The sequence below is a fragment of the Tsukamurella sp. DT100 genome (genome assembly GCF_049844855.1).
Taxonomy (GTDB): domain Bacteria; phylum Actinomycetota; class Actinomycetes; order Mycobacteriales; family Mycobacteriaceae; genus Tsukamurella.
Genome location: NZ_JBNCLV010000007.1, coordinates 176,519 through 196,632, shown reverse-complemented (window position 1 = coordinate 196,632; position 20,114 = coordinate 176,519). Strand labels below are relative to the sequence as shown.

At 67.8% G+C, this 20,114-nt stretch carries 24 protein-coding genes and 5 tRNA genes; 16 read left to right on the top strand and 13 right to left on the bottom strand.

Annotated features, from left to right (window positions below; genetic code table 11):
- Window positions 1-129: 129 nt before the first annotated feature.
- The gene (locus ACLQ3K_RS18145) at window positions 130-471 is read left to right on the top strand and encodes a DUF1801 domain-containing protein (protein WP_224644961.1); all 342 of its coding nucleotides are present in this window, start codon (window positions 130-132) and stop codon (window positions 469-471) included.
- 19 nt (window positions 472-490) lie between these two features.
- On the opposite strand, the gene ACLQ3K_RS18140 is transcribed toward ACLQ3K_RS18145, so the two are convergent.
- Window positions 491-928, bottom strand: coding sequence for a VOC family protein (locus ACLQ3K_RS18140; protein ID WP_224644960.1), 438 nt, complete (start codon window positions 926-928; stop codon window positions 491-493).
- Window positions 929-986: 58 nt separating this feature from the next.
- Between ACLQ3K_RS18140 and ACLQ3K_RS18135 the strand changes: the two genes are divergently transcribed.
- Window positions 987-1,532, top strand: a complete 546-nt coding sequence (locus tag ACLQ3K_RS18135; protein ID WP_224644959.1) for an isochorismatase family cysteine hydrolase — start codon at window positions 987-989, stop codon at window positions 1,530-1,532.
- Between the two features lie 6 nt (window positions 1,533-1,538).
- On the opposite strand, the gene ACLQ3K_RS18130 is transcribed toward ACLQ3K_RS18135, so the two are convergent.
- Entirely contained in the window at window positions 1,539-1,970 is a 432-nt protein-coding gene (locus tag ACLQ3K_RS18130; RefSeq protein ID WP_224644958.1) for a PaaI family thioesterase, read from the bottom strand.
- Window positions 1,971-2,150: 180 nt separating this feature from the next.
- On the opposite strand from ACLQ3K_RS18130, the gene ACLQ3K_RS18125 reads away from it, so the two are divergent.
- Entirely contained in the window at window positions 2,151-2,843 is a 693-nt protein-coding gene (locus ACLQ3K_RS18125; RefSeq protein ID WP_224645184.1) for a GntR family transcriptional regulator, read from the top strand.
- A 191-nt stretch (window positions 2,844-3,034) separates the two neighbouring features.
- Here ACLQ3K_RS18125 and ACLQ3K_RS18120 read toward each other — a convergent pair whose 3' ends face one another.
- The 4 genes from ACLQ3K_RS18120 to ACLQ3K_RS18105 form a co-directional block, all read right to left on the bottom strand.
- Entirely contained in the window at window positions 3,035-3,463 is a 429-nt protein-coding gene (locus ACLQ3K_RS18120; protein ID WP_224644957.1) for a hypothetical protein, read from the bottom strand.
- Window positions 3,464-4,169: 706 nt separating this feature from the next.
- On the bottom strand, window positions 4,170-4,712 hold the full coding sequence (locus ACLQ3K_RS18115) for a hypothetical protein (RefSeq protein WP_426000993.1): 543 nt from the start codon (window positions 4,710-4,712) through the stop codon (window positions 4,170-4,172).
- An 8-nt stretch (window positions 4,713-4,720) separates the two neighbouring features.
- Complete coding sequence (locus tag ACLQ3K_RS18110; protein ID WP_426000992.1) at window positions 4,721-9,145, bottom strand: DNA/RNA non-specific endonuclease; 4,425 nt, start codon at window positions 9,143-9,145, stop codon at window positions 4,721-4,723.
- A 327-nt stretch (window positions 9,146-9,472) separates the two neighbouring features.
- Complete coding sequence (locus tag ACLQ3K_RS18105; RefSeq protein ID WP_426000991.1) at window positions 9,473-9,679, bottom strand: WXG100 family type VII secretion target; 207 nt, start codon at window positions 9,677-9,679, stop codon at window positions 9,473-9,475.
- A 228-nt stretch (window positions 9,680-9,907) separates the two neighbouring features.
- Between ACLQ3K_RS18105 and ACLQ3K_RS18100 the strand changes: the two genes are divergently transcribed.
- Window positions 9,908-10,240 carry a WXG100 family type VII secretion target gene (locus tag ACLQ3K_RS18100; protein ID WP_068627341.1) on the top strand — a complete coding sequence of 111 codons (333 nt, stop codon included), beginning with the start codon at window positions 9,908-9,910 and terminating at the stop codon, window positions 10,238-10,240.
- 67 nt (window positions 10,241-10,307) lie between these two features.
- On the opposite strand, the gene ACLQ3K_RS18095 is transcribed toward ACLQ3K_RS18100, so the two are convergent.
- From ACLQ3K_RS18095 to ACLQ3K_RS18080, 4 genes are all read right to left on the bottom strand, one after another.
- On the bottom strand, window positions 10,308-10,661 hold the full coding sequence (locus ACLQ3K_RS18095; RefSeq protein WP_426000990.1) for a hypothetical protein: 354 nt from the start codon (window positions 10,659-10,661) through the stop codon (window positions 10,308-10,310).
- A gap of 87 nt (window positions 10,662-10,748) precedes the next feature.
- Window positions 10,749-11,672 (bottom strand): hypothetical protein, encoded by a 924-nt coding sequence (locus ACLQ3K_RS18090; RefSeq protein ID WP_426000989.1) that lies wholly within the window; start codon window positions 11,670-11,672, stop codon window positions 10,749-10,751.
- Complete coding sequence (locus ACLQ3K_RS18085; RefSeq protein ID WP_224652057.1) at window positions 11,669-12,163, bottom strand: hypothetical protein; 495 nt, start codon at window positions 12,161-12,163, stop codon at window positions 11,669-11,671. The genes ACLQ3K_RS18090 and ACLQ3K_RS18085 overlap by 4 nt, the downstream gene beginning before the upstream one ends.
- The gene (locus ACLQ3K_RS18080; protein WP_224652047.1) at window positions 12,156-12,452 is read right to left on the bottom strand and encodes a hypothetical protein; all 297 of its coding nucleotides are present in this window, start codon (window positions 12,450-12,452) and stop codon (window positions 12,156-12,158) included. The genes ACLQ3K_RS18085 and ACLQ3K_RS18080 overlap by 8 nt, the downstream gene beginning before the upstream one ends.
- Before the next feature lie 133 nt (window positions 12,453-12,585).
- On the opposite strand from ACLQ3K_RS18080, the gene ACLQ3K_RS18075 reads away from it, so the two are divergent.
- From ACLQ3K_RS18075 to ACLQ3K_RS18055, 5 genes are all read left to right on the top strand, one after another.
- Window positions 12,586-13,071 (top strand): hypothetical protein, encoded by a 486-nt coding sequence (locus ACLQ3K_RS18075; RefSeq protein WP_224652045.1) that lies wholly within the window; start codon window positions 12,586-12,588, stop codon window positions 13,069-13,071.
- Window positions 13,072-13,178: 107 nt separating this feature from the next.
- A complete protein-coding gene (locus ACLQ3K_RS18070; protein ID WP_224652043.1) occupies window positions 13,179-13,742 on the top strand; it encodes a winged helix-turn-helix domain-containing protein in 564 nt (187 codons plus the stop codon).
- Between the two features lie 67 nt (window positions 13,743-13,809).
- Window positions 13,810-14,475, top strand: a complete 666-nt coding sequence (locus ACLQ3K_RS18065) for a hypothetical protein (protein WP_426000988.1) — start codon at window positions 13,810-13,812, stop codon at window positions 14,473-14,475.
- Between the two features lie 82 nt (window positions 14,476-14,557).
- Window positions 14,558-14,782, top strand: coding sequence for a hypothetical protein (locus ACLQ3K_RS18060; RefSeq protein ID WP_224652039.1), 225 nt, complete (start codon window positions 14,558-14,560; stop codon window positions 14,780-14,782).
- A 210-nt stretch (window positions 14,783-14,992) separates the two neighbouring features.
- Entirely contained in the window at window positions 14,993-15,463 is a 471-nt protein-coding gene (locus ACLQ3K_RS18055; protein WP_224652038.1) for a hypothetical protein, read from the top strand.
- 56 nt (window positions 15,464-15,519) lie between these two features.
- On the opposite strand, the gene ACLQ3K_RS18050 is transcribed toward ACLQ3K_RS18055, so the two are convergent.
- Both ACLQ3K_RS18050 and ACLQ3K_RS18045 read right to left on the bottom strand, forming a co-directional pair.
- Complete coding sequence (locus ACLQ3K_RS18050) at window positions 15,520-15,795, bottom strand: helix-turn-helix domain-containing protein (RefSeq protein ID WP_336670441.1); 276 nt, start codon at window positions 15,793-15,795, stop codon at window positions 15,520-15,522.
- A gap of 259 nt (window positions 15,796-16,054) precedes the next feature.
- Window positions 16,055-16,126, bottom strand: a tRNA-Val gene (locus tag ACLQ3K_RS18045).
- Window positions 16,127-16,385: 259 nt separating this feature from the next.
- On the opposite strand from ACLQ3K_RS18045, the gene ACLQ3K_RS18040 reads away from it, so the two are divergent.
- From ACLQ3K_RS18040 to ACLQ3K_RS18030, 3 genes are all read left to right on the top strand, one after another.
- Window positions 16,386-16,458 (top strand) — tRNA-Gly (locus tag ACLQ3K_RS18040).
- A 17-nt stretch (window positions 16,459-16,475) separates the two neighbouring features.
- Window positions 16,476-16,549, top strand: a tRNA-Cys gene (locus tag ACLQ3K_RS18035).
- Window positions 16,550-16,598: 49 nt separating this feature from the next.
- Window positions 16,599-16,673, top strand: a tRNA-Val gene (locus ACLQ3K_RS18030).
- Between the two features lie 69 nt (window positions 16,674-16,742).
- Here the strand turns inward: ACLQ3K_RS18030 and ACLQ3K_RS18025 are convergent.
- Window positions 16,743-17,234 carry a hypothetical protein gene (locus ACLQ3K_RS18025; RefSeq protein WP_224645684.1) on the bottom strand — a complete coding sequence of 164 codons (492 nt, stop codon included), beginning with the start codon at window positions 17,232-17,234 and terminating at the stop codon, window positions 16,743-16,745.
- Between the two features lie 484 nt (window positions 17,235-17,718).
- On the opposite strand from ACLQ3K_RS18025, the gene ACLQ3K_RS18020 reads away from it, so the two are divergent.
- The 4 genes from ACLQ3K_RS18020 (at window position 17,719) to ACLQ3K_RS18005 (ending at window position 20,108) form a co-directional block, all read left to right on the top strand.
- Entirely contained in the window at window positions 17,719-17,952 is a 234-nt protein-coding gene (locus ACLQ3K_RS18020; RefSeq protein ID WP_224645685.1) for a hypothetical protein, read from the top strand.
- Window positions 17,953-18,043: 91 nt separating this feature from the next.
- Window positions 18,044-18,949 (top strand): acetoacetate decarboxylase family protein, encoded by a 906-nt coding sequence (locus ACLQ3K_RS18015; protein WP_336670443.1) that lies wholly within the window; start codon window positions 18,044-18,046, stop codon window positions 18,947-18,949.
- 50 nt (window positions 18,950-18,999) lie between these two features.
- Entirely contained in the window at window positions 19,000-19,971 is a 972-nt protein-coding gene (locus tag ACLQ3K_RS18010; RefSeq protein WP_336670725.1) for an NAD(P)H-quinone oxidoreductase, read from the top strand.
- 64 nt (window positions 19,972-20,035) lie between these two features.
- Window positions 20,036-20,108 (top strand) — tRNA-Gly (locus ACLQ3K_RS18005).
- Window positions 20,109-20,114: the final 6 nt, after the last annotated feature.

Genomic DNA, 20,114 nt, shown 5'->3' with positions numbered 1-20,114 from the left:
GGATCTGCACCGGCGCGTTGAGCTTGCCGTAGAAGTGCGTTGCGCTGTTGCCGACGATCTTGTCGTGCCGGGCCGGGGGGGGCGGGGGGGCGCCCCCCCCCCCCCCCCCCGTCGGCGTACCTTTCGACCATGAGCACCGACTGGCGAGAGCGCACCGTCGAGCAGATCCGCGGCCTGATCCTGGAGGCCGAGCCGGACGCCGTCGAGGAAGTGAAGTGGCGCAAGCCGTCCAATCCCGATGGCGTGCCGACGTTCTCGCTCGGCGGCCTGCTCTGCACGGCGGAGACCTACAAGGACAAGGTCAAGGTGACCTTCGCCAAGGGCGCCTCGATCGACGATCCCGACCGGCTGTTCAACGCGAGCCTCACGGCCGGCACCCGCCGAGCCATCGACATCACGGAGTCCGACGTGCTCGACGAGACAGCCTTCCGCGACCTCGTCACCCGCGCGGCGGCGCTGAACCGACCCTGACCCGCGGGCCGGTGCGCCGCTACGACTTCTGGATCTCCTCGGCGAGCATGACAATGATGCCGCTCGGTCCGCGGACGTACGTGAGCTTGTAGATGTCTTCGTAGACGCCGACGCCGCGCAGCGGGTGACAGCCGTGCTTGGCCGCGATCGCCAGGGCCTCTTCCAGATCGTCGACGGAGAACGCGACACGGTGCATGCCGATCTCGTTGGGCAGCGTCGGCTCCGTCTCGATCGCGTCGGGGTGGATGTACTCGAACAGCTCGATCCGCCCCTGGCCGTCCGGGGTCTGCAGCATCGCGATCTTGGCGTGGTTCCCGTCGAGGCCTACGGCGGTGTCCGTCCACTCTCCGCTGACCGTCTGCCTGCCGATCACCGTGAGTCCCAGATCGGTGAAGAACGCGATCGTCGCTTCCAAGTCGCGCACCGCGATCGCGACGTTCTCGAGTTTGATGGCCATGGTTCCGAGGCTATCGATCGTCGGCGCCCACCGCAGGTGACATGGCAAGCTCACCAGGATGGATGTCGAGCACCGACTCAGCGGGTCGCGGACTGCGCTCGTCATCGTCGACGTCCAGGGCGCTTTCCCTCGGATCGCCTACGCCGCGGACGGCGTCCTCACTCGCCTTGCTTCCGTACTCGCGAGGGCCCGCGCGGGCGGTGCACACGTCGTCTTCACGCGCCAGCGGTTCGGCGACCGCATCCCGGACATCGTCCCGGCAGTCGCCCCCACCGACGGCGAGGTGGTCATCACCAAGGATTCGCCGGACGCCTTCGGCGGGACGGGCCTGCCCGAGATTCTTGCGGCTGCGGACATCACGTGCGTCGTGATCGCCGGGTTCGCGACAGAGGCGTGCGTCGACTCGACTACGAGGAGCGCGCTGTCCAGGGGCCTCGACGTTGTCCTCGTATCGGACTGCCACACGACGACGATCGACCGTGGAATGGATCCGGTAGAGGCACCGGATGTGATCGCGCACTACAACGCGACCTTCGCCCGTCTCGACTACCCCGGCCGCTCGATCGTCGTCGTCCCCGCCGAGCGGATCCGCTTCACCTCGTAGTGCGGTTCACCGCAGGGTGCGGATGACGCTCGTCGCGGTGGCCGTCGCCACCGTCGTTCCCTTGGCGTCGACGAGATGTCCTTCGAGGAAAGCGATCTCCCGTCCCCTCTTCACGACCCGCCCGTGGCCGACGAACGTGCCGGGCAGTGCCGGCGCCAGGTACTGCACCGTCAGGGACACCGTCGGCGCGAACTGATCCGGCTCCAGCGTCGCGACCAGGGCCGGCCCCAGGGTGTCGTCGAGCATCGCGGCGACGAAGCCTCCCTGGATCGACCCCACCGGGTTGGTGAAGCGCTCGTCGAGCGCGAACCCGATCTCCAATGTCCCCTCGTCCGGATCGACCGCCCGGAACGTCCACCCCATGAGCGCCGCCGCCGGTGACGGCGGGGTCTTTCCGTTGATCGCGTCCCAGAGAATGCCCTGTCGGTCGAATGTCATGCGGTCACCGTCTCACGACGGTACGACATCATTGCTCCCGGCAATGATCAATCCCGGGGCGGTGCGGCAGCAATATCGCCCCGAAGCCCGTCCGCTCCAGCCACCATGGCCCGGGGTCACGATATATTCTCTTTAAAGTTTCACGGCCAATGGCGACAGTAGGAGGCGGGTGTGGCCCCGATGAACAACATCCCCACGCGTGGGCGTCCTAAGCGGCGCCAGCTGCCCGACGAGGTGGCCAGCTACGTACGCGAGCAGATAATGTCCGGCATCATGCGCCCTGGCGACTTCCTCCGGATGGAACCGATCGCGGAGGCCGTCGGGGTCTCCATCACGCCGGTGCGCGAGGGGTTGCTGACACTGCGCAGCGAGGGATTCGTCACCCTGGTTCCGCGCCGAGGCTTCCAGGTGGCGAAGTTCACCCGGCAGGACGTTCGGGACCTGTTCTGGGCACAGAGCCGCCTGGCGGGAGAACTCGCCGCCCGCACCGCGAAGAAGGCGACCCCCGAGCTCGTGGACAGACTCAGGGAGATCAACGCCGCGACAATGGAAGCCGCGGCCGCCGGTGACACTGAGCGGGTGGCCGATCTGGGCCACTCCTTCCACCGGGAGATCAACGTGGCAGCGGACTCCGACCGGCTCGCACGAGTCCTCGCCGGGGTGGTCAATCACCTGCCCAACCAGTTCTACGCCTCCATCGAGGCGCACGTCGAGGCTGCTCGTGCGCAACACCTTGAACTACTCGACGCTTTAGAGGCACGGGATGCCAAGAGCGCGCGCAAGGTCATGGAGGCGCACCTCGTGGACAGCGCCGACCACGTGATCGCGATGCTCGAGAAGGCCGGGCTCTGGGCGGAAGTAGCTCCCGAGTGATCCGGCCCCACGGCTGCCCGGGCTCGTCGCCGTCGTAGCCGTCCACATCCATCCGGGCGCCCTGCAGCTCGACGTTGAAGAAGGAGCTCGCACGGCCCGGGTTCGCGGATGGACACGTGCAGTCCGGAGTGATCACCGGCGCGACGACCCGGCACTACCGCCCCGTGCGGGCAAGGAATTCGACCACGACTTCACGACGGGATTAGGCACACAACTCTCGTCGGTGGGGTCACAAGCGGGTCACGCTCCGCCCGAAAACGAAAAAACCGCCTGTCACCAGGCGGTTTCTCGGTGGTCCTAGCTGGGATCGAAACGTACAGTACAGGTCGCGGGCACATCGACCCGACCAGGGCGAGTAGGCGGTCTAACTGCATATTTGCGGCGTTCTCCCCGGCAACCCGATGGTCAGGTATTGACAGGTTGCCGCCACTCCAGGTGAAGACATCGAACCATTTCAGGCCCGCGTTTGCGTCGACTGGGACGACGATCTCAGCGCCGGGCCTACCGTTGAGTTCGATGAACCACGCCGTCATCGCCGCGATGAGCGGGGAGGAGCGGTTGTAATCCGCGGCGACGCGGATCTGCCGGCCGGTCGCCAGTCGTATCACCAACTCCTGCATAGAAGTTCCGCGGACCCAACCTACCGGATCAGGACGGCGATCACCGTCCACGTCCACAGCCCCCAAGTCCAGACAGGTACTTGTGTCGCTGCACGCGGACACCGGCGGATCCGGATACCCCGGATCCGCAACTGCAGACGACGACACCACCTCCGTCCCCGCAGCGTGACCTACCTCGGCACACCCCGGCACCAGACAGGCACCGACACAGCCGCAACAGCTACTACCGCGTCACGAAAGAACCGACCCACACCGCTTCATGCCGAACCGACCTCATTATCCTCGTAACGCCAGCACTGTGGGCGCTGGCTCTTGTTCGCTCTAGGTGGCATTGGCTGTCCGACGTGCATCTCGTTAACGCTCGCTTTGAGGTTAGCTACGAACGGAATGACCCTCTGATCCTCATCGCCATCAGCGCGGGCCGCCGAGGGGCCGGAGAGTCGTTCAGCGGCCCGGAAGCCCCTCGGAATACAGGGCGTGAAGCCCGTCGTAGGACTAGCGCTCAGCCGTGTGTACTCGCGACGAGACACACCTGAGACTATTCTTGCAAACCGTCCAGAGTTCGCAAGAGCTCGCGTCGATACTTGGCCTGCATCATCAAGGGATAATCTGAGTGGTTGCGAACTCATTCGGGAGGGTGCGTAGTGCACTTATGAGTCCGCTACCCAGTATTCAGCCGTCGTCGACAGACACGATCTCGCTGCATTCACCCCCGCTCGAACGGCGGCGCACCCAGATCTCTTGAGTCTTCAAGCCAGTCTTCGGGTAGAGCAACCGAATCGAAGGCGCCGCCGAAGAGTGACACGAGGTATGCCACCAACCCCGCGGGTTCATAGTCGATCGCAGACAATTCCGTGAACACCACCGGCCACTTGTTCGGGTCGGCGTCGGTCACCCGCCAAAACCCTGTTTGAGTACCGCTCGCGCCACCCCAGGACAGATACTGGTCGGATTCCGTGCCGACGGCAGCACGTCCATCGGGAGCGCCTGAGAGATTTACCGATTCAGGTCCGCGATTTGCAATCCGATGGAGGATTTCCACCAGATCATGCTGCGTCCCAGACTCTTCAATCCACTCAGGTCCGTTGACTGTCAGGTCACCCCAGAATGTTCCGGGCCCGTAGGTGCTAATCAATTCCTTGTAGTCGTCTGGAAGCTTTCCGATTCGAGCTTCGACCTCGTCCCAGCGGACAATCTCAGCCGGCTCAATCGGGGGAGGGACTAGCCGTGTCAGTTGAGTGATATCCATTGATTCTCCTAGGGGATGTTCTCGATCGGGTCATCGATGTCAAGACCACCGCCGCGGGCTGTAACTTCGATGCTGGTTGGCGCCGAGTCCTCGCCATTGCCATAGATCGGGGTAACTGAATACTTTACTGGAATCTCAAAATCAACTATCTCACGGACATCGTCCTCGTGCTGCCGCATCCTCTTGTTCGCTGTTTCGGTGATCGTGAATATGTTACGTCCGTCGTCACCCATACCTCCAAGTTGCGCCGCGTGTGCGTGGCCTCGCTGCAGTTCGCCCTTGGTCCATGCTTTGGCTGGGTCCCAACCAGGGGGAAGTACCGTACGCTTCGCCGCGGTCCCTTGTTTCACCATATCCTTGGTTACGAGCGCCTCGATGCCGGTCGCAGCTCGTCCGTTGAGGGCCTTGTACGTGACGTACCCGCCGTCGGCCCAGGTGACTGTTCGGTTTCCGTGTGCGTCAACGATGTCACTCACAACGTTCGGGTATTTCGGATCTCCGACGAGAGTTTTCGGCAGGGGGTAGCCGTTCAAAGGTCCGGGTGCGCCAGACCGATCATCCTCTCCGTCACCGTCTCCCGCGACGTCAACGTCTGCGTTGCCGCCGCCACTGTCTCCTGGGGTGCCGTCCCCGCCGTCTCCGGTGCTGGCGGTGATGTCGAGGCCGGGTTTGCCGGGTGTGGTGGTGAAGGGTTTGTAGGTTTCGCTGGGCTGGGGTTCGGTGGGGCTGGTGGTTTCGCTGGGTGGTGTGGATCCGGTTTCGAGGGGGTTGTTGTGTCCGGGGATTCGGATGCTCTCGCCGGGTTGGTCAGGGTTGGGGACGGTATTGGGGTTGGTGGAGGGTGCGGGGATGGGTCGGACTGGTGTGCCCTTGTCCTTGTCCTTGTCGGGGGGTGGGGTTTGTTCGTCGGGGGTGGGCGTTCCGGCGGGGTGTCCGCCGGGAACGCCTCCGGGGACTTGGTTGGGGTCGTTTCCAGGGGGACCTGCGCGGTCCCCGTTCGGGGTGCCGCCGGGGCTGGTGTCTGGGATGGCTCCGGGGATCCCTGCGGGAATGCCGGCGGGGAGTCCTCCGGGCTTGGTGGGGGTGTCGTCTGGTTCGTCGGGGGTGACGCGGTCCGGAGAATCCGGGGTGTCGCGGTCGGGGGTGTCGGGAGCCGCGGGCGCGGGTGTCGACGGTCGCGCCGGTGTGGCAGGTGCTGTGGGTGCGCCGACGCCGGGGCGGGTGGGGGTGCCGATCTGGGGCGGGGCGGGTGTGTTGGGGCGTGCGGGTGCGGTGACGAACGGCGCGGACGCTGCGGGCGGGACCGGTGGTGCGGGCGCGGTCGCTGGGGGTTGGCCTCCGGGTTGTGCCGGCGCCGCGGGTGCTGGTGCCGTCGGTGGCTTCGGGGTGCCGGCGCCTGGGGCGGGGACAGCTTGACCTTCGATGACCTTGGTGGCGACGTTGCGTTCGTACCATCCGCGGAACGCGCTGCTGGAAGTGTCCCAGGCTGCGCCGATGCGATCTCTGACGTCCTTTTCGAACGCTGCGAAGCTGTGGCGGGCTTCGGGGTTCTGGGCCAGGACGAGCAGACTGGTCGCCACGACCACGACCGACCCGACGATGACAACATCGACGACGGTCACTGCGGCGATTGCGGCGGCGATTAACGGGAAAACCACTTGCTGCATGTCCGGCCGGCCTTCACCGGGGCGGTACACGCCGTCCGCGTATTGCGGGTCCTGGCCCCGGTAGACGCCGTCGATGAATCCCCAGCCAGGCTTGTTCTTGTCCTGGTCGGGAAGGAAGGACCCGCTGCCGGTCCCAACGCCGCCGCCGCTCCCGCCGATTCCATACCCGCCGGACGGTGGTGTGATCGGCCCGGAGCCGTCGTCGATGTGTGCGCCGCCGTCGAAGACACCGGAGCCGTTGTCGATGCGAGCGCCACCGAACCCTCCACCGGCGCCAGTGCCGCTGTCGGTGCCTGTTCCGGGGTCCTCTCGCACGCCGATGTCGCCTTGGCTGCGGTCATCGCCGGGGGAACTCGGATCCGCAGGCGGCGGCGGTGGCGGCGGCGGAGGAGGTGCGACGGGTGCGGTGCGAGCCGGAGGTGGGTTGCTGCTCGAGCCACGACTGGGACCGGAACCTGAAGCGGAGCCGCTGCTCGGGCCAGCGCTCGCAGCTGGGAGATTCGAGGGTGTTTGATTGTCCTTCGAGTCCACCGGTGGGGTATTCCCGCTGGTCATCTCGCCGCCACTAGTGACGGAGACAGGGTCCGCCACCAACGGATACAAGGCGTTCTTGTTCGGGGCGATGTGCTGGGTGATCGTCGACGTCACATCGTCGACCTTGTCGATGGAGTACCAGGTGGGTTGATCCCGACCGAGTGCGTCTTTCGCCCAAGGCGTTTTGATGGTGCGGACGATCTGCCCGGTGGCGGTGTTGACCAGGACGACGGAGCCGTCGGCGCGTTCGACGAGTTCTTGGTCCGGGGCGGTGGGAACGTTGGTGGTGAAGTTTCCGGGGCTGTCGGGGGTGGCGAGGATGTACCAGGCCTTGGGCTCCCCGCCTTCGAGGTCGGGGAGGGTGAAGGTGACGTACCCACCATGATCGAGGGCGTGAACGTCCACATCGGAGGTGGTGACCTGCACCTGACTCGTGTTTGCCGTGGCGCGGGCGGCGGTGTCCTGCAGGTGCTGCTCGGTGGTCGCGTCGAGGGATTGATCGAGGGTCTTCTTCGCTTCGATCCGCGACAGGAGGCCGGGGCGCAGGAGGGTTTGGGCGGTACCGAGGGTGAACGTCAACGGCAGGGTGACCACCCACGCGAACGGGACCGCCGCGATCGCGGCGTTCGTCCCCCACAACGCTGCCGCACCGGCTGCGTACACCGGATCAGCGGCGGCTTCCAATGGTGACGCCGCCACCGCGAACCGGGACGCCCCCTTGACCGGGTTGAGCACATTCCACGCGAGGCCCGACCAGGCTCGCACCGGGTCGCCCCCGACGCCGAGCAGGGCGGCGGTGCCCGAAATCCCGTCGGTGACGATGGAGGCGTACCCGCTGATGAACCGGCCCGGCACCGAAACCAGCTGCCCGACCGTAGCGTCGGCAACTTTGGCTGCAGCGTGCGGGAGCTGCCCCGCCGCTGTCTGGGTTGCCGCCCACGAGGTGAGGGCGGCGAGCTGCTCGACGTTGCCGGCCACTTGCGTGACGCGTTGTGCGGCTTGGGCGATCTGTTCCCCGACGATCCACACACCCCGGCTGTTACGGGCGACACCCGCCGAGCCCTCGCGGACCGCGCCTGCACGGTCCCGCACCGACCCCGCCGCACCAGCGGCACCGGTGAACACGGTGGACAGTGCCGACCGCCTCCGCTCCGCGACCACAACAGACGAGGCGGCGGGAACGGCAGTGGTGTCGGCGATCCGGGATTGCCCGGCCCCGGACGCGGTGGTCCACCGCCGGCCCGCGTTACGCTTCTTCGGTTCCTGTTCGCGGATGAGGGTGTTCGGTGAGGCGAGCATCAGCATCGCCGTCGGAACACCCGTGGGGTCGAGGCCCAGGATGTTGGTCGCGCGACCCTCCCGGACCAGGCGCTGCGCGGCCTCGCTACGCGGATCGGTGATCAGCTGATCGCCCACCCGAGGCCCGTAGGAGGTGAGCTCCGCCGCGTGGTAGGCGAGCTGCTGCCCGCGGACGGTGATCTGCTGCGGAACCGAGGTGACCGCGCCGGCTGCGACACCCAGCCCGTCGGCGATCGCCTTCACCGCGCGCCCCGGAGCACCGGTCACACCGCCGGCAGCCGTAACCGCACGCGAGGCGGTCGACCGCACACCCTGCGCCACAACACCACCCGCCACCGCTCCACCAGGCAGCGTGGAGAAGTAGTCATTGACCGGCACCATCGCCTCGGTGCCCGCGGTGATCGCCGCGGCCGCCTGCTGCCCTGCCACCGCGACCCGCTCGTGCACCACACCGGCGGCCCGGACGAGCTCATCCCACTCGCTGCGCAACCCGCTGTACTCGGTGAACGGGACGTTGACCTTGATCCACACCTTCTGCATGTGCTCGAACACCGCCCGCGCCCGCGCCTCGAGGGGCTTCAAAGCTGCTTGGGAGGCGTCGAGTTCGCGGGCGAGTTCCTTGATCCCCGAACCGACTCGGGAGTACGACTCCACCGCCGCGCCGAGTTGCATCGCCAGCTCGCCGGGGACTCGGCCGCGGAAGAACTCACCCTCCACACCCACGAATTCAGGGATCTCGAGTCCACGAACCCGCGAGTGCGCCGCCTGCGCGGCCTCCGCGAATCCCAGATACAGGCGCGCATGATCGAGCACCTCATCAACGCTCACCCCCGGCAGCGTGAACACGGCCTCCGGGAACCCGCCGACGATCAGGTCACCGAGCAGCTCCAGCTCCCCGACGATGCCGTCACCAGGAGTGATGTCGAAACTCATCGCGAAGGCCTCTCTAGGCAGGGGTCGTTGGCTCGGCGGGAACTGGTGGGCAGTGGATCAGCAAGACAGCTGAGACAACTCAAGGGAATCTGATCGCTGTCGTTCCGAACACGGGTCCCCCGTTGCGGGAGAAGCATCGTCGGTGGGCGAGGAGGTCACGGCGGACGCCGCGATCGCGACACCGGTGAGGGCCGCGACCGATAGCCGCTCGATCAAGGTGACGACGATGGAGTTCATCGGTGGGTCCGTTCCATGCAAGTGTGGGAAGCGCTCCGGCGGGCGCGGCATGCCGCCACCGCAGGGACAGCGGCGAGGTCGTTGAGGGATTCAGTTGCGCGACAGGGCGGAGCGGACCTGCGACCGCATGTCACGCACCTGCTCAGTGTTCGTACCGAGCGCGGTCTTCATCTGCCCCAGGATCTCGCTCACCGACGCCGCGGCGTTGTTCCACTTGGTCTGCACACCGCGGTAGAGCACCTGCTCATCCGCGTTCCACTGCGACTCCACCGACGCCAGCGCCGCCAGCAGCAACACCGCAACTAGGAGCTTCAACGATCTTGTGGCGGTTCCGCCCTGGGAGGCTGAGGCCGGAAGATGAGCGGGAAGATAAGCGCAGGACAGCCGTGTTCGCTAGTTGATGTGACGAAGCGTACGTTCGTTGCGGTAACTATTGCGGCCACACTTAACCGCCTATAAGGTTTGCCCAAATCCAACCCCCGTCGCACCAGCTGCCGGGGACACTCCTGGAGGGGCACGACGGCCATGGGTACTCGTTTCTCAGTCGCCAATCATGCGGTGACCACGCACGCGACCAACATCGAGCAGGTGTCCGGGGCGTTGAATGCTCAGGGCAAGCGGTTCGTCTCCGCGGTGGAGGCGTTGCCGGCGTCGTGGAAGGGGCAGTCGTTCATCGCGTGGGATCAGTTGACGACGCGGTGGGATGCTTCGTTCAAGGAGCTCAACGCGGCGTTGACGACGATCCGCGAGTCGGTGGGTCAGGCCGGGCAGCTGTACACCTCCGGTGAGCAGCAGCAGGCCGCGAACCTTGAGCAGGCGGCTCGGGGCATGGCCTGGGATCAGGCGAAGTTCCGCTGACTCCGGGGTTTTCGAGCCGACTTCTTATCTGCAGCCACGGACTCCCGTGAGCTGCGTCTGAGCCTTCCTATGAGGAGATGATCATGTCTGAGATGTATGCGTACGACGAGGGTGGCGCGGAAACCGCCGGTGATGATCTGGCGTCGATCGTCGCCGCGTTGGAGGCGAACCTGGAGCAGTTGCAGGGGTACGTGGGCCCGCGGACTGCGACATCGACATCGGCCGGCAACACCCAGCGGCGGCCATGCCCGACGGTGTTACGCAGGTCGAGCTGCACTGTTGCCTGACTCGAATCAGCGGTGTCGAGAAGCGTGATCGAATTCACCAGCCAGTACTCACCGCGGTACCACGCATGCTCACCCACAACCACATCCCGGCCACGCTTACGCGCCGATGCGAACAACGGCTGCTGAGGCGACATGCAGCAGACAGTACCGACCGCGACCCTGACATCAACCGAAACCGCAGGAGGCGACAACCCGGCCCGGCCGCAGATCCGCCAGAACAATCACGCCGCCGCCGCGTCACAATGAGCGGTATGCCGTACGTCCCTGCACCGAGCGAAGACGAGATCCGCGAACTCCTTGAGCCGATCCGGGCAGCCGCCCAGCGCAAACGTGCCGCCGAACAGGACTACCGCGCCGCGATCGCCCACGCACACCGCCGCCAGATGCGCCCGACCCACATCGCCCCCTACGCCGGCACCAGCCCACAAGCCGTCACCAAAACCCTCGCCCGCATCCAAGCCCGAGCGGAGGCCGAACGCGTCGCCGCGACGGACACCTCCCCATAGCGCGCTCCGGACCTTCCCGCCGGCAGACAGGGTCGCGTAGGTGCGTGAAGCCGCCCCTGGTGAGCGAGCATGACTATGCGCGCTAGCCATGCCGGTCACAAACGGGGCCGGACATAGGTGTACGCCTCCAACGACAGCTTCGGCGCCTGTCCAGGCGTGACCCACCGAATAGCGCCCTACTAAAATACCGCCCTCCGCCAGTAGGGCGGTGCACCACCGCCGGTCAGCCACTTCCCCGCGGCCGCCGCCAGGTCGGCGTCGGTGTCGGTCGCGCTCCACCGGTACGCGCACTGCCTCCGCGTTGTCGAGGTCCATCGCCCGTCCGGGCGCAATGAACTGCAGCCACACGGCATCGTCCGTGTCCCAAGTTCGCATCCGCCCGGGCATAGGATTGGGTGCAAGGCTGCTCGGGTGAGCAGCCGGTGCGGGGTCTCCGCCGAGCTGTTCCCGCATCTCGTAGAGGGCGCGCCTCCAGAACGCGAACTGCTCGGCCAGGAGGGCATGTACTGCGTTGGCCTGCTCGCGCTGCGCGTCGAGGACCATCGTCTCGATGTCGAGGTTCGAGGTACTCGCGGTGACGGTCAGCGCGACCGTGCCGCCGCCGGGGATCAGATCGGTCAGGGTGCGGCTCTCGGTCACGACTTCTCGTCGGTGTCGGCGGGCCAGATGGCTCCGTGCTCATTCGCGGCGTACCACGCCGCGGCGGTGTAGCTGCCGCTCTGCGTGTAGACGGTGCCGCGGCCGCGTAGTGCGCTGCCAGAGAGGCGGACTTGTCCTCCTGCTACGCCCCACAGCTTCAACGCCGCGGTCAGGATCTTCGGCCCCTCCCGGCGCCAGTCGTCGAGCGGGTAGGTGGTCTCGATCGGCGTGGGCCCGCTGCGCTCGACGAGGACGACGCGGTCTGCTCGCTCGGCGAGCTCGGCGGGATGCAGCTCGAAATATCCGAGCGCGGTGTCGACGGCCTCGACGAGCTGCTCCAGGTGCATCGAGACCTGCATCCGCACGGTGAACTCGTCCTCGGGCAACCCCTTCCGCATCAGAGCCATCACCTGCTCATGGACCGCCATCATCTCCGCGTCGACGGCGTCGAGCAGCTCGACGCGTCGACGGTAGCCCTCCGACTCAGCCACGATCGGCCATCTCGTCCGAGGTGCGCTTCGCCTGCGCGAACGCGGCGTCCACCGCGGCCGTCAGCCGGAGCATGGCATCTGCCATCACCAGCGCGGTGATCGCACCCCGCTCCCGCGTCGGGATCAAGGAGAGGATCAGGGCCTCGACGGCGTCCATCTGCGCCACGACCTTCGTGGCGACGGCGAGGGCGTGACGGGCCCAGGCGGCGTCGACCGGATCCTCACGTTCCTCGGCGTCGGTGAGCATCTGGCGGAGCTGGGCGATCACATCGGGGGCATCGTCGGTCATGCCGGCAGTATCTCTCCAGGCGCTGACGAGTACCGAATGAGCTTGAGCGGCTGCAGGTTCCGATGCAAGTGCAACCGTCGGCGGCATCGGAAACGCTGTCGACACTGTCAGTTCTCCGCGCGATGATCGGGGCATGGACGACGAGGACCAGTACCCCGCGCTGCAGCCGATCCTGCGCAGGATCCCCGAGGAGTGGGGCCGGAACATCGACATCGGCCCCGGCTGGTATCCGGTACTCGTCGACCTCGACCGGCAGCTCGCCGCAATCGATCCGGACTACGTGCTCAAGCAGGTGAAAGAGGAGGCGGGTGAGCTCGACGTCCGCTTCGACACCGTCCACGGCGAGCGCTACCAGCAGATGCGCGCACTGGTTCGGGACGCCGCGCAGCCGGCGGCCCACCTGTGCGAGGAGTGTGGTGCAGCCGGATCGCTAAATCAGTCGTGCGAGGGCAGCGTGCGCCGGCTCTGCTCCGCCTGCGCCGCCGCAGCGCAGGAGGGGTACGAGGCGACGAGCAGCGATCTCGACACCCGCGCGAGTCTGCACCGCATCGCGATGCAGGCCGCGGCGCAGCATCGACTCCTCACCTCGCTGCCGGCGCGCAGCAGGCCGGTTCCGTAACCCTGCCGCAGCGGGTGCACGCCTGGTGGCGGAGCACCCCCACCGGCGCGACGCAGCCCACGGCGGGCCGCCACGTCGACACCCCGTTGCTTCGCGACGAGACACCCGTGACGCAGCCGGTCGAAGCCCCGGCGACGCGCGACGCGCGACGCACCGCGACGCAGAACGCCTCCGTTCGCGATGCGGAGCTCGCGACGCACACCGCGACGTGCGCCAACGCGAACCGCGACGCGACGCCCGAGGAACCCGCGACGCGGCCCGACGCACTTCGCGACGCAGACACCGAGGAACTGTCCGTGACCAGCGCTGATTCGCGCGACGCAGCCGCGAAGCACGGCGACGAAGCACCCACGTCGCGGCGGCTCGCCGCGGTGCCGACTCCTCGACCCGCCGCGGCGCACGCCGCCGCTTCGCCCTCGACGCGGACCGCGACCGATCGCGACGCAGACGACGCGGAGTACTTGCTTCGCGCGCAGCAGCTGGTCGACGCGGGCCGCACGAAGGCGCCGGTCGAGGTCGTGGTGCGCGTGCTTCGCGGGAAGGCGAACGGCATGTCGAACCGCGATCTGGCCGACGAGACGGGTCTCTCGGAGTCCGCTGTGCAGCGCATCGTCACGGCCGCCCGCGAGCTGGAGGCCGCCTCCGAGGAGCCCGAGCCGGCCTTCGCATAGACCTCCGCGACCCACCCCACCGACACCCAGGGTGCATCCCCCTCACCTCGTCCACGAAAGGGACAACATGAACAAGAAGAAGTACCCCGCCCTCGCCGCGGCAGTCGCCGCGGCGACCATCCTCACCGCGTGCGACACCACCACCGAGACTGCCTCGACGCCGTCGACCTCCTCGGTCACCGCCTCGCCCAGCGACAGCGCCGTCCGCACATACCGCAAGGCGCAGGCCGAGGAGGCCAAGCGCGAGATGAGGCGACACGTCGCGGCTGGTATTCCCGAGGCGGTCGATCGCCTGTACGCGGAGGCCGCCTCGACGGATGGCACCCCGTTCGCGTTCGGCTACGGCCCGGGCTGCTCGTGGGTCCGGCTCCCCGACGGAACGCTCTGGCCCCTGCACGCGGCGGGCGGCCCGCTCACCCGGGACACCGCAGCCGAGCAGCGCTTCGGTTCCTGGCCCGGCGCGGGTGCGAGTGAGAGCCACCCCTGCTCGCCCGCGGTCAACGTGCCCGCCGCAGATGACCTCAGCTCGCCCGGCCCTTACCTGTGGACCAACGAGCGCGGCGCATTGCTGCTGCGGTGGAACGCCGCCGTGTACTCGGTACCCGTGAACATCCCCGAGACCGGCACGGCTCTGCGCGACGCGGTGAGCCATGGGCCGGCGCCGACGCTCGGCGAGACCGTGCCCGGCGTCAACGGCGCCCCGATCCCGACGCCCACCACCATCCCCAACTGAACCAAGGAGAACAGTCACGAACATCCTCGCTCGCCCGGCCACGCGCTCGGGCCTCATCGCCGCGCTGGCGCTCGTCATCGGCGTGCTGCTCGCGCTCGCCTTCACCTCGCAGCGATCGGCCGGGGTGGCCCCGCCGGCCACCGTCGAGCAGCGCAGCGTCGACGGGGTTTGTTCCCAAGTGGTCACCTCGTTCGACAGCACCACCACCTGGGCCGCCCCGATCGGCGAGAGCAAGCTCCGTCGAGTCGATCGCGATCAGCTCGGCCTCACCGGCTGCCGAGTCGACCCCGACCCGAACCGTCGCTGAGCCGGCCGCCAGGGTGCGGCATCCGCCACCGCGGGTGGCCGGGCCTTGTCCGCCGAACCTGAGCTGAAACAAGGAAAAACATGACCGAGGAAGCTTTCCGCCACGCCGCGCACACCATCACCCGAGACCACGCCGCGCCCGCCGCGGTCGCGATCTACTCGGGCGCCGTCGCCGCCGCGATCCGCCGCAGTCAGCGCGCAGCTGTCGCCGATGCTGCTCGACGAACTGAGCGGCGATCGCGTCGCCCACCGGGCCGCCGTGGAGATCGGCCCGGTCGGCTGCCTGGCACTGGAAACGTGGGTCTGCGAGATGTGGGAGCGCATCGAGGAGCTCGCCGCGGAGGCCGTTCCGCCCACCCTCACCAACGCTGAGCGCATGTACCGCCGCGCGACGATCGAGCTGCTCACAGAGGCCGAGCCCGACACGTCGACCGCCACGCTCGCCTTCGCCGCCACCCTCGCCGTCGCGTTCGTCCGCTGGAACTCCGCACGATCGGATCCCGCAGCAGGCGGCTTCGTCAGCAGCGTCCTCGAGGAGGATCCGGTCGCGGGCATGGCGCGGGAGCACCTGGATGAATCGACCCGCGCGAGCATCGCGCTCAGCGTGGGAAACCACTGGGCGGAGATCATGGAGCGCGTCGCGGTGATTGAAGCGATGGCCGCAATCGAAGCCACCGCCTGACCCGACGCAAGCACCCCGCCACCGTTCCTGGTGGCGGGGTGCGTTGGCTGTTCGGCTCAGGCGCGGCGTGGCTCGACCGGCACACCGACCGCGTCGAGGTCCGCCACCCGGATCGAGAGGCTGCCGGTCGGCAGCTTGCGGGCGGGCAGATCACCGGAGTCGATCATCCGACGGACGCTGCGGTCGCTGACGCCGAGCATGGCGGCGGCCACCGGGACGCTCACGGCCTGCGCGGGGATACCAGCGATGGTGGGCGGGATCAGCGCGGCGGGCATTCGCCAGCTCATGCGATGGGCGCCGGCGGGGCGGCGCTTAGGGGTTGGGGTGGGCACGGCAGTCTCCTAGAACCGCCGGTGGCACCCCCTGCAGCCCCATCCACGGCGGGGGTCAGGCGGACCGGCGTTGGGAGCCCGCACGAGCCGATACGCGGCGGCGAGGCCGCTTCGTACGCCGCGCGTGGATCGCGGCATGTCCACATTCTGCCAGGCGTGGCCAACAGCGGCCTAGATTGCCTGCCGAGGATTGTGCGCACTTCGTGCGCGAACCGCTCCAGAAACGAAGAAAACCGCCTGTCACCAGGCGGTTTCTCGGTGGTCCTAGCTGGGATCGAACCAGCGACCTTCCCCGTGTGAAGGGGACGCTCTCCCACTGAGCCATAGGACCGAACTCGTGCGCGTCTCCGTGTTACCAGGGAGGCGAACGAGAGAGAACACTAACACGACGGGTGAGCGAAAGGGTAATCGGGTATCCCACCTGCGACTACTGTCCGAACGCGTAAGTCGACGCTGTTCCAGGGTGCGCCCCACCACGCCGACTGCGCACGAAACACAGGGTGACCAGGCGATTTGGCAGAGCGCGCGATGTTCACGTAGTGTTCTCTCTCGCACCGGAAAGGCGCTTTCGAGCGCCGGTCCGGACGAATGCGGATGTAGCGCAGTTGGTAGCGCATCACCTTGCCAAGGTGAGGGTCGCGGGTTCGAATCCCGTCATCCGCTCGAAGTGGGCTTACCGTGGCGGTGTGGCCGAGTGGTGAGGCAACGGCCTGCAAAGCCGTGCACACGGGTTCGATTCCCGTCGCCGCCTCCAACACGCTCAGCCACTCCGCAACGGAGCGGCTGAGCGCCACTTCATGTAAGCGCGATTAGCTCAGTGGGAGAGCGCTTCCCTGACACGGAAGAGGTCACTGGTTCAATCCCAGTATCGCGCACCATCAAGAAACCCCCTGTTCGCAGGGGGTTTCTTGCGTTATCCGGACCTCTCGCCACCACCTGACACCGAGTCAGCCCGTGACGGGCAGCCCGTGGCACGAGCACCGAGCAGTCGGCGCCGCTGTCGAGTCAGCAGATTCTTCGGATCCTGCAGCACCGTCCACGGGCTCGGGCTCGGGCTCGGGCTCGGGCTCGGGCTCGGGCTCGGGCTCGGGCTCGGGCTCGGGCTCGGGCTCGGGACGAGCCTGCACCGCGACAGGCTCCGCGACAGTCGACGGGGCAGGCTCTGCGGCGCTCGCGTCCGCCGGCACGGCATCCCGGGCGGCAGTCGGATCCACCCTCTTCGACGAGCTCGAGGTGCGCCACCCCGCGAGGAGGTGGGCGATGTACAACAGCACCCCGACCAGACCCGCCACCACGCCGAGGGCGCACAGCCCGATCGTCACCTCGACCGGGATCGCGTCGATGAACCCGGTGGCGACGGCGGCGGCGATCAGCGCTATGCACGCCCCGTTCCAGGGCAGGGCTCGGTCAGGGGCACGCGAGGGGACTCGAGTCGACACGGGCACTCCCACCGGTCACTCAGTGCACGACGGGCCGAGCTGCTGCAGCCCCTGGAACGACGTTCGATCTGATCGACACCATCTCCAGCCGGACATGATGCGCACCGCCATCCTAGCCGGTCAGCCCCACCATGACACCCGAGCTTGCACCCCCTGAGCGCGAACCAGCCTGCGCCGCAGCACTATCGATGGTTCCGCCACCGGACCGGGCGCAGCATACATTTGCGATCACACGATCATCGCCACGAAACGCCTTGCGCCGCAACCTCACGTGACCACCGCACGACGCGCTGCTCTACTGCGGGATGCAACCCCGCGCAACCCCGGGAAAACGGCCTGCCACCCCTCGCGCGAGTGGATATTCAGCAGCGGCGGCCCGTCGGGTCGCGAAAGAGGTTGAGGGAGAATGCAAATGCGAACACCGGACCAAAGCGACGAAACACCCCGACGCCCCCGCAATCCCCGCCGCGCGCGCACGGGCGCCGTGGCGGCACCCAAGTGGGATACGTGGGCCCGCCCCGCCGGCTTCCCGAGCATCCAGGCGGCACTGATCTGGGCGGCCCGCCAGTCGGTCGGCGGATCCGACCCGATCCGGCTCCTCGCCACCCGACTCGGGGTGCCGTACCGAGTCCTGCTGTCCGCCGACGTCGTCCAGCGGTTCCTCCATTCGAGCGCCCTCGCCGACGCCCGACGCAATCTCGGACACCCCAGGAAGTAGCCGGACCCACCCGCCTTGTTGACACTGCTTACATCGCGTCATACCCTCGCATGTAAGCACCGCACACATCAACGAGGCGAGGATCGCTCACATGACCGCAGCAACCGACGGCGTCCAGGTCGACCTGGGCGGGCGTACCGTCACCGTCCCCAAGGACGGCCTCTACGACCGGTATCGGATGGACACCCCGCTCGACGAGGTCGCCGCCGACCCGCGCGTCCCCGGCGTCGACTTCTTCCGCACGCTCCCCAAGACGCGGGTCGACTCCCCCATCGGCGCCACCCGCACACCGAACTTCTACTACGCGATGTCCTCCGCGCGACTCACCATGCTCGCCCCCACCCGCGCGATCCGCCGGCGCCTCCCCGAGGAACTCTCCCCGCTGGAGGTCGCACCAGGACTGGGCCTCGCCTCGGTCATGTTCTTCCGTTACGACGTCTGCGACATCGACTTCTACACCGAGGCCGCCGTCGGGGTCGCGGTCCGCCCGGCACGCCACGGCGGCCCGGGCGTTGCGGACCTCACCTCCGCGCTCGGCGGCGACCACCTGCACTCCTACGTCCTCTCGCTCCCCGTCAACACCGAGATCGCGCAGGTTCGCGGGCACGACGGCTACGGCTTCCCCAAGTGGGTCACCGAGCTCGACGTCGACATCACGGCCGAGAACGCCTCAGCCCGGGTCGCCAACGCCGACGGTGGCGTCGACGTCGCCTTCGCGGCCCGCACCCCGCGACAGAAGCGACACCCGAGCGGCGCGAAGGTCTCGACCCTCACGTCCTACACGCGGCGCGGGGGCGCCTGGTTCTCGACGCTGAACCAGACCAACCTGCTCGCGACCGGGACCTCGCTGTTCCCGCGCGGTTTCGACCTCACGCTCGGCGAGGGCCGCATGTCCGACGACCTGCGTTCGCTCAAGCCGCTCCGCGCCATCGCGCTGGACGTGAACACTGGAGCACAAGCGGCCCTGCACATGCCCGTCCCGTTCTCCGTCCGCTGACCGTCGTACCCGACCGAAAGGCTCCCGCCATGACCTCCACCCCCACCACCATGCGCGCGATCGTCGTCGACGACCAGAAGAACCTCGTCGTCGACGAGATCCCCACCCCCGTCCCGGCCGCCGGCGAGGTCCTCGTCCGCATCGAGGCGGCCGGGATCAACCGCGCCGACCTGATGCAGCGCCAGGGCCTCTACCCGCCGCCGCCCGGCATCACCGACGTCATGGGCATGGAGATCTCGGGCACCGTCGTCGCCCTGGGCCCCGAGGTCGGCGGCCCCGCCGTGGGCGACGAGGTGTGCGCACTGATGGCCGGCGGCGGCTACGCCGAGTACGCCGTCGTGCCGGCCGCGCAGCTGCTGCCCGTCCCCGCCGGCATCTCGCTCATCGACGCGGCCGCACTGCCGGAGGTCGCGAGCACCGTGTGGTCCACGATCGTCATGGACGCCGGCCTCAAGGAAGGCGATCTCCTGCTCGTGCACGGCGGCGGCAGCGGCATCGGCACCCACGCGATCCAGGTGGCGAAGGCGCTCGGTGCACGGGTGGCCGTCACGGTCGGCTCGGAGGGCAAGGCGCAACGCTGCCGCGAGCTCGGCGCCGACATCGTGATCAACTACCGCGAGCAGGACTTCGCAGCCGAGCTCGCCGGCCAGGTCGATGTGATCCTGGACATCATGGGCGGCAGCTACCTCCCGCGGAACATCGACGCGCTGGGCGTCGGTGGGCGCCTCGTGATCATCGGGATGCAGGGCGGGTTCACCGGCGAGGTGAACGTCGGCGCGCTCATCGGGAAGCGGGCCCGCATCATCGGGCTGAACGTGCGGAACCGGCCGCTGACCGGGCCCGGATCCAAGGCGGAGATCGTCGCCGCGGTGGCGGCGGACGAGTGGCCGCTCGTCGAGCGCGGCCTCATCGCGCCGGTGATCTCCGCGCGCCTGCCCCTCGCCGATGCCGCGCAGGGACAGGCCCTCCTCGAATCGAAGGACTCCGTCGGCAAGGTCCTGCTCCTGCCGCGGGAAGCCTGACGCCACCAGCCGATTCGCGCCCGGGCGCAACCTTCGTGTAACTTGTTGCTCGCCCGATGGGCACGCGGATGTAGCGCAGTTGGTAGCGCATCACCTTGCCAAGGTGAGGGTCGCGGGTTCGAATCCCGTCATCCGCTCAAGGA

What these genes read in the sequence shown, in the direction of transcription:
- ACLQ3K_RS18145 (WP_224644961.1), top strand. Translation starts at nt 130, where the DNA reads ATGAGCACCGACTGGCGAGAGCGCACCGTCGAGCAGATCCGCGGCCTG.
- ACLQ3K_RS18140 (WP_224644960.1), bottom strand. Translation starts at nt 928, where the DNA reads ATGGCCATCAAACTCGAGAACGTCGCGATCGCGGTGCGCGACTTGGAA.
- ACLQ3K_RS18135 (WP_224644959.1), top strand. Translation starts at nt 987, where the DNA reads ATGGATGTCGAGCACCGACTCAGCGGGTCGCGGACTGCGCTCGTCATC.
- ACLQ3K_RS18130 (WP_224644958.1), bottom strand. Translation starts at nt 1,970, where the DNA reads ATGACATTCGACCGACAGGGCATTCTCTGGGACGCGATCAACGGAAAG.
- ACLQ3K_RS18125 (WP_224645184.1), top strand. Translation starts at nt 2,151, where the DNA reads ATGAACAACATCCCCACGCGTGGGCGTCCTAAGCGGCGCCAGCTGCCC.
- ACLQ3K_RS18120 (WP_224644957.1), bottom strand. Translation starts at nt 3,463, where the DNA reads ATGCAGGAGTTGGTGATACGACTGGCGACCGGCCGGCAGATCCGCGTC.
- ACLQ3K_RS18115 (WP_426000993.1), bottom strand. Translation starts at nt 4,712, where the DNA reads ATGGATATCACTCAACTGACACGGCTAGTCCCTCCCCCGATTGAGCCG.
- ACLQ3K_RS18110 (WP_426000992.1), bottom strand. Translation starts at nt 9,145, where the DNA reads ATGAGTTTCGACATCACTCCTGGTGACGGCATCGTCGGGGAGCTGGAG.
- ACLQ3K_RS18100 (WP_068627341.1), top strand. Translation starts at nt 9,908, where the DNA reads ATGGGTACTCGTTTCTCAGTCGCCAATCATGCGGTGACCACGCACGCG.
- ACLQ3K_RS18095 (WP_426000990.1), bottom strand. Translation starts at nt 10,661, where the DNA reads ATGTCGCCTCAGCAGCCGTTGTTCGCATCGGCGCGTAAGCGTGGCCGG.
- ACLQ3K_RS18080 (WP_224652047.1), bottom strand. Translation starts at nt 12,452, where the DNA reads ATGACCGACGATGCCCCCGATGTGATCGCCCAGCTCCGCCAGATGCTC.
- ACLQ3K_RS18075 (WP_224652045.1), top strand. Translation starts at nt 12,586, where the DNA reads ATGGACGACGAGGACCAGTACCCCGCGCTGCAGCCGATCCTGCGCAGG.
- ACLQ3K_RS18065 (WP_426000988.1), top strand. Translation starts at nt 13,810, where the DNA reads ATGAACAAGAAGAAGTACCCCGCCCTCGCCGCGGCAGTCGCCGCGGCG.
- ACLQ3K_RS18055 (WP_224652038.1), top strand. Translation starts at nt 14,993, where the DNA reads ATGCTGCTCGACGAACTGAGCGGCGATCGCGTCGCCCACCGGGCCGCC.
- ACLQ3K_RS18015 (WP_336670443.1), top strand. Translation starts at nt 18,044, where the DNA reads ATGACCGCAGCAACCGACGGCGTCCAGGTCGACCTGGGCGGGCGTACC.
- ACLQ3K_RS18010 (WP_336670725.1), top strand. Translation starts at nt 19,000, where the DNA reads ATGCGCGCGATCGTCGTCGACGACCAGAAGAACCTCGTCGTCGACGAG.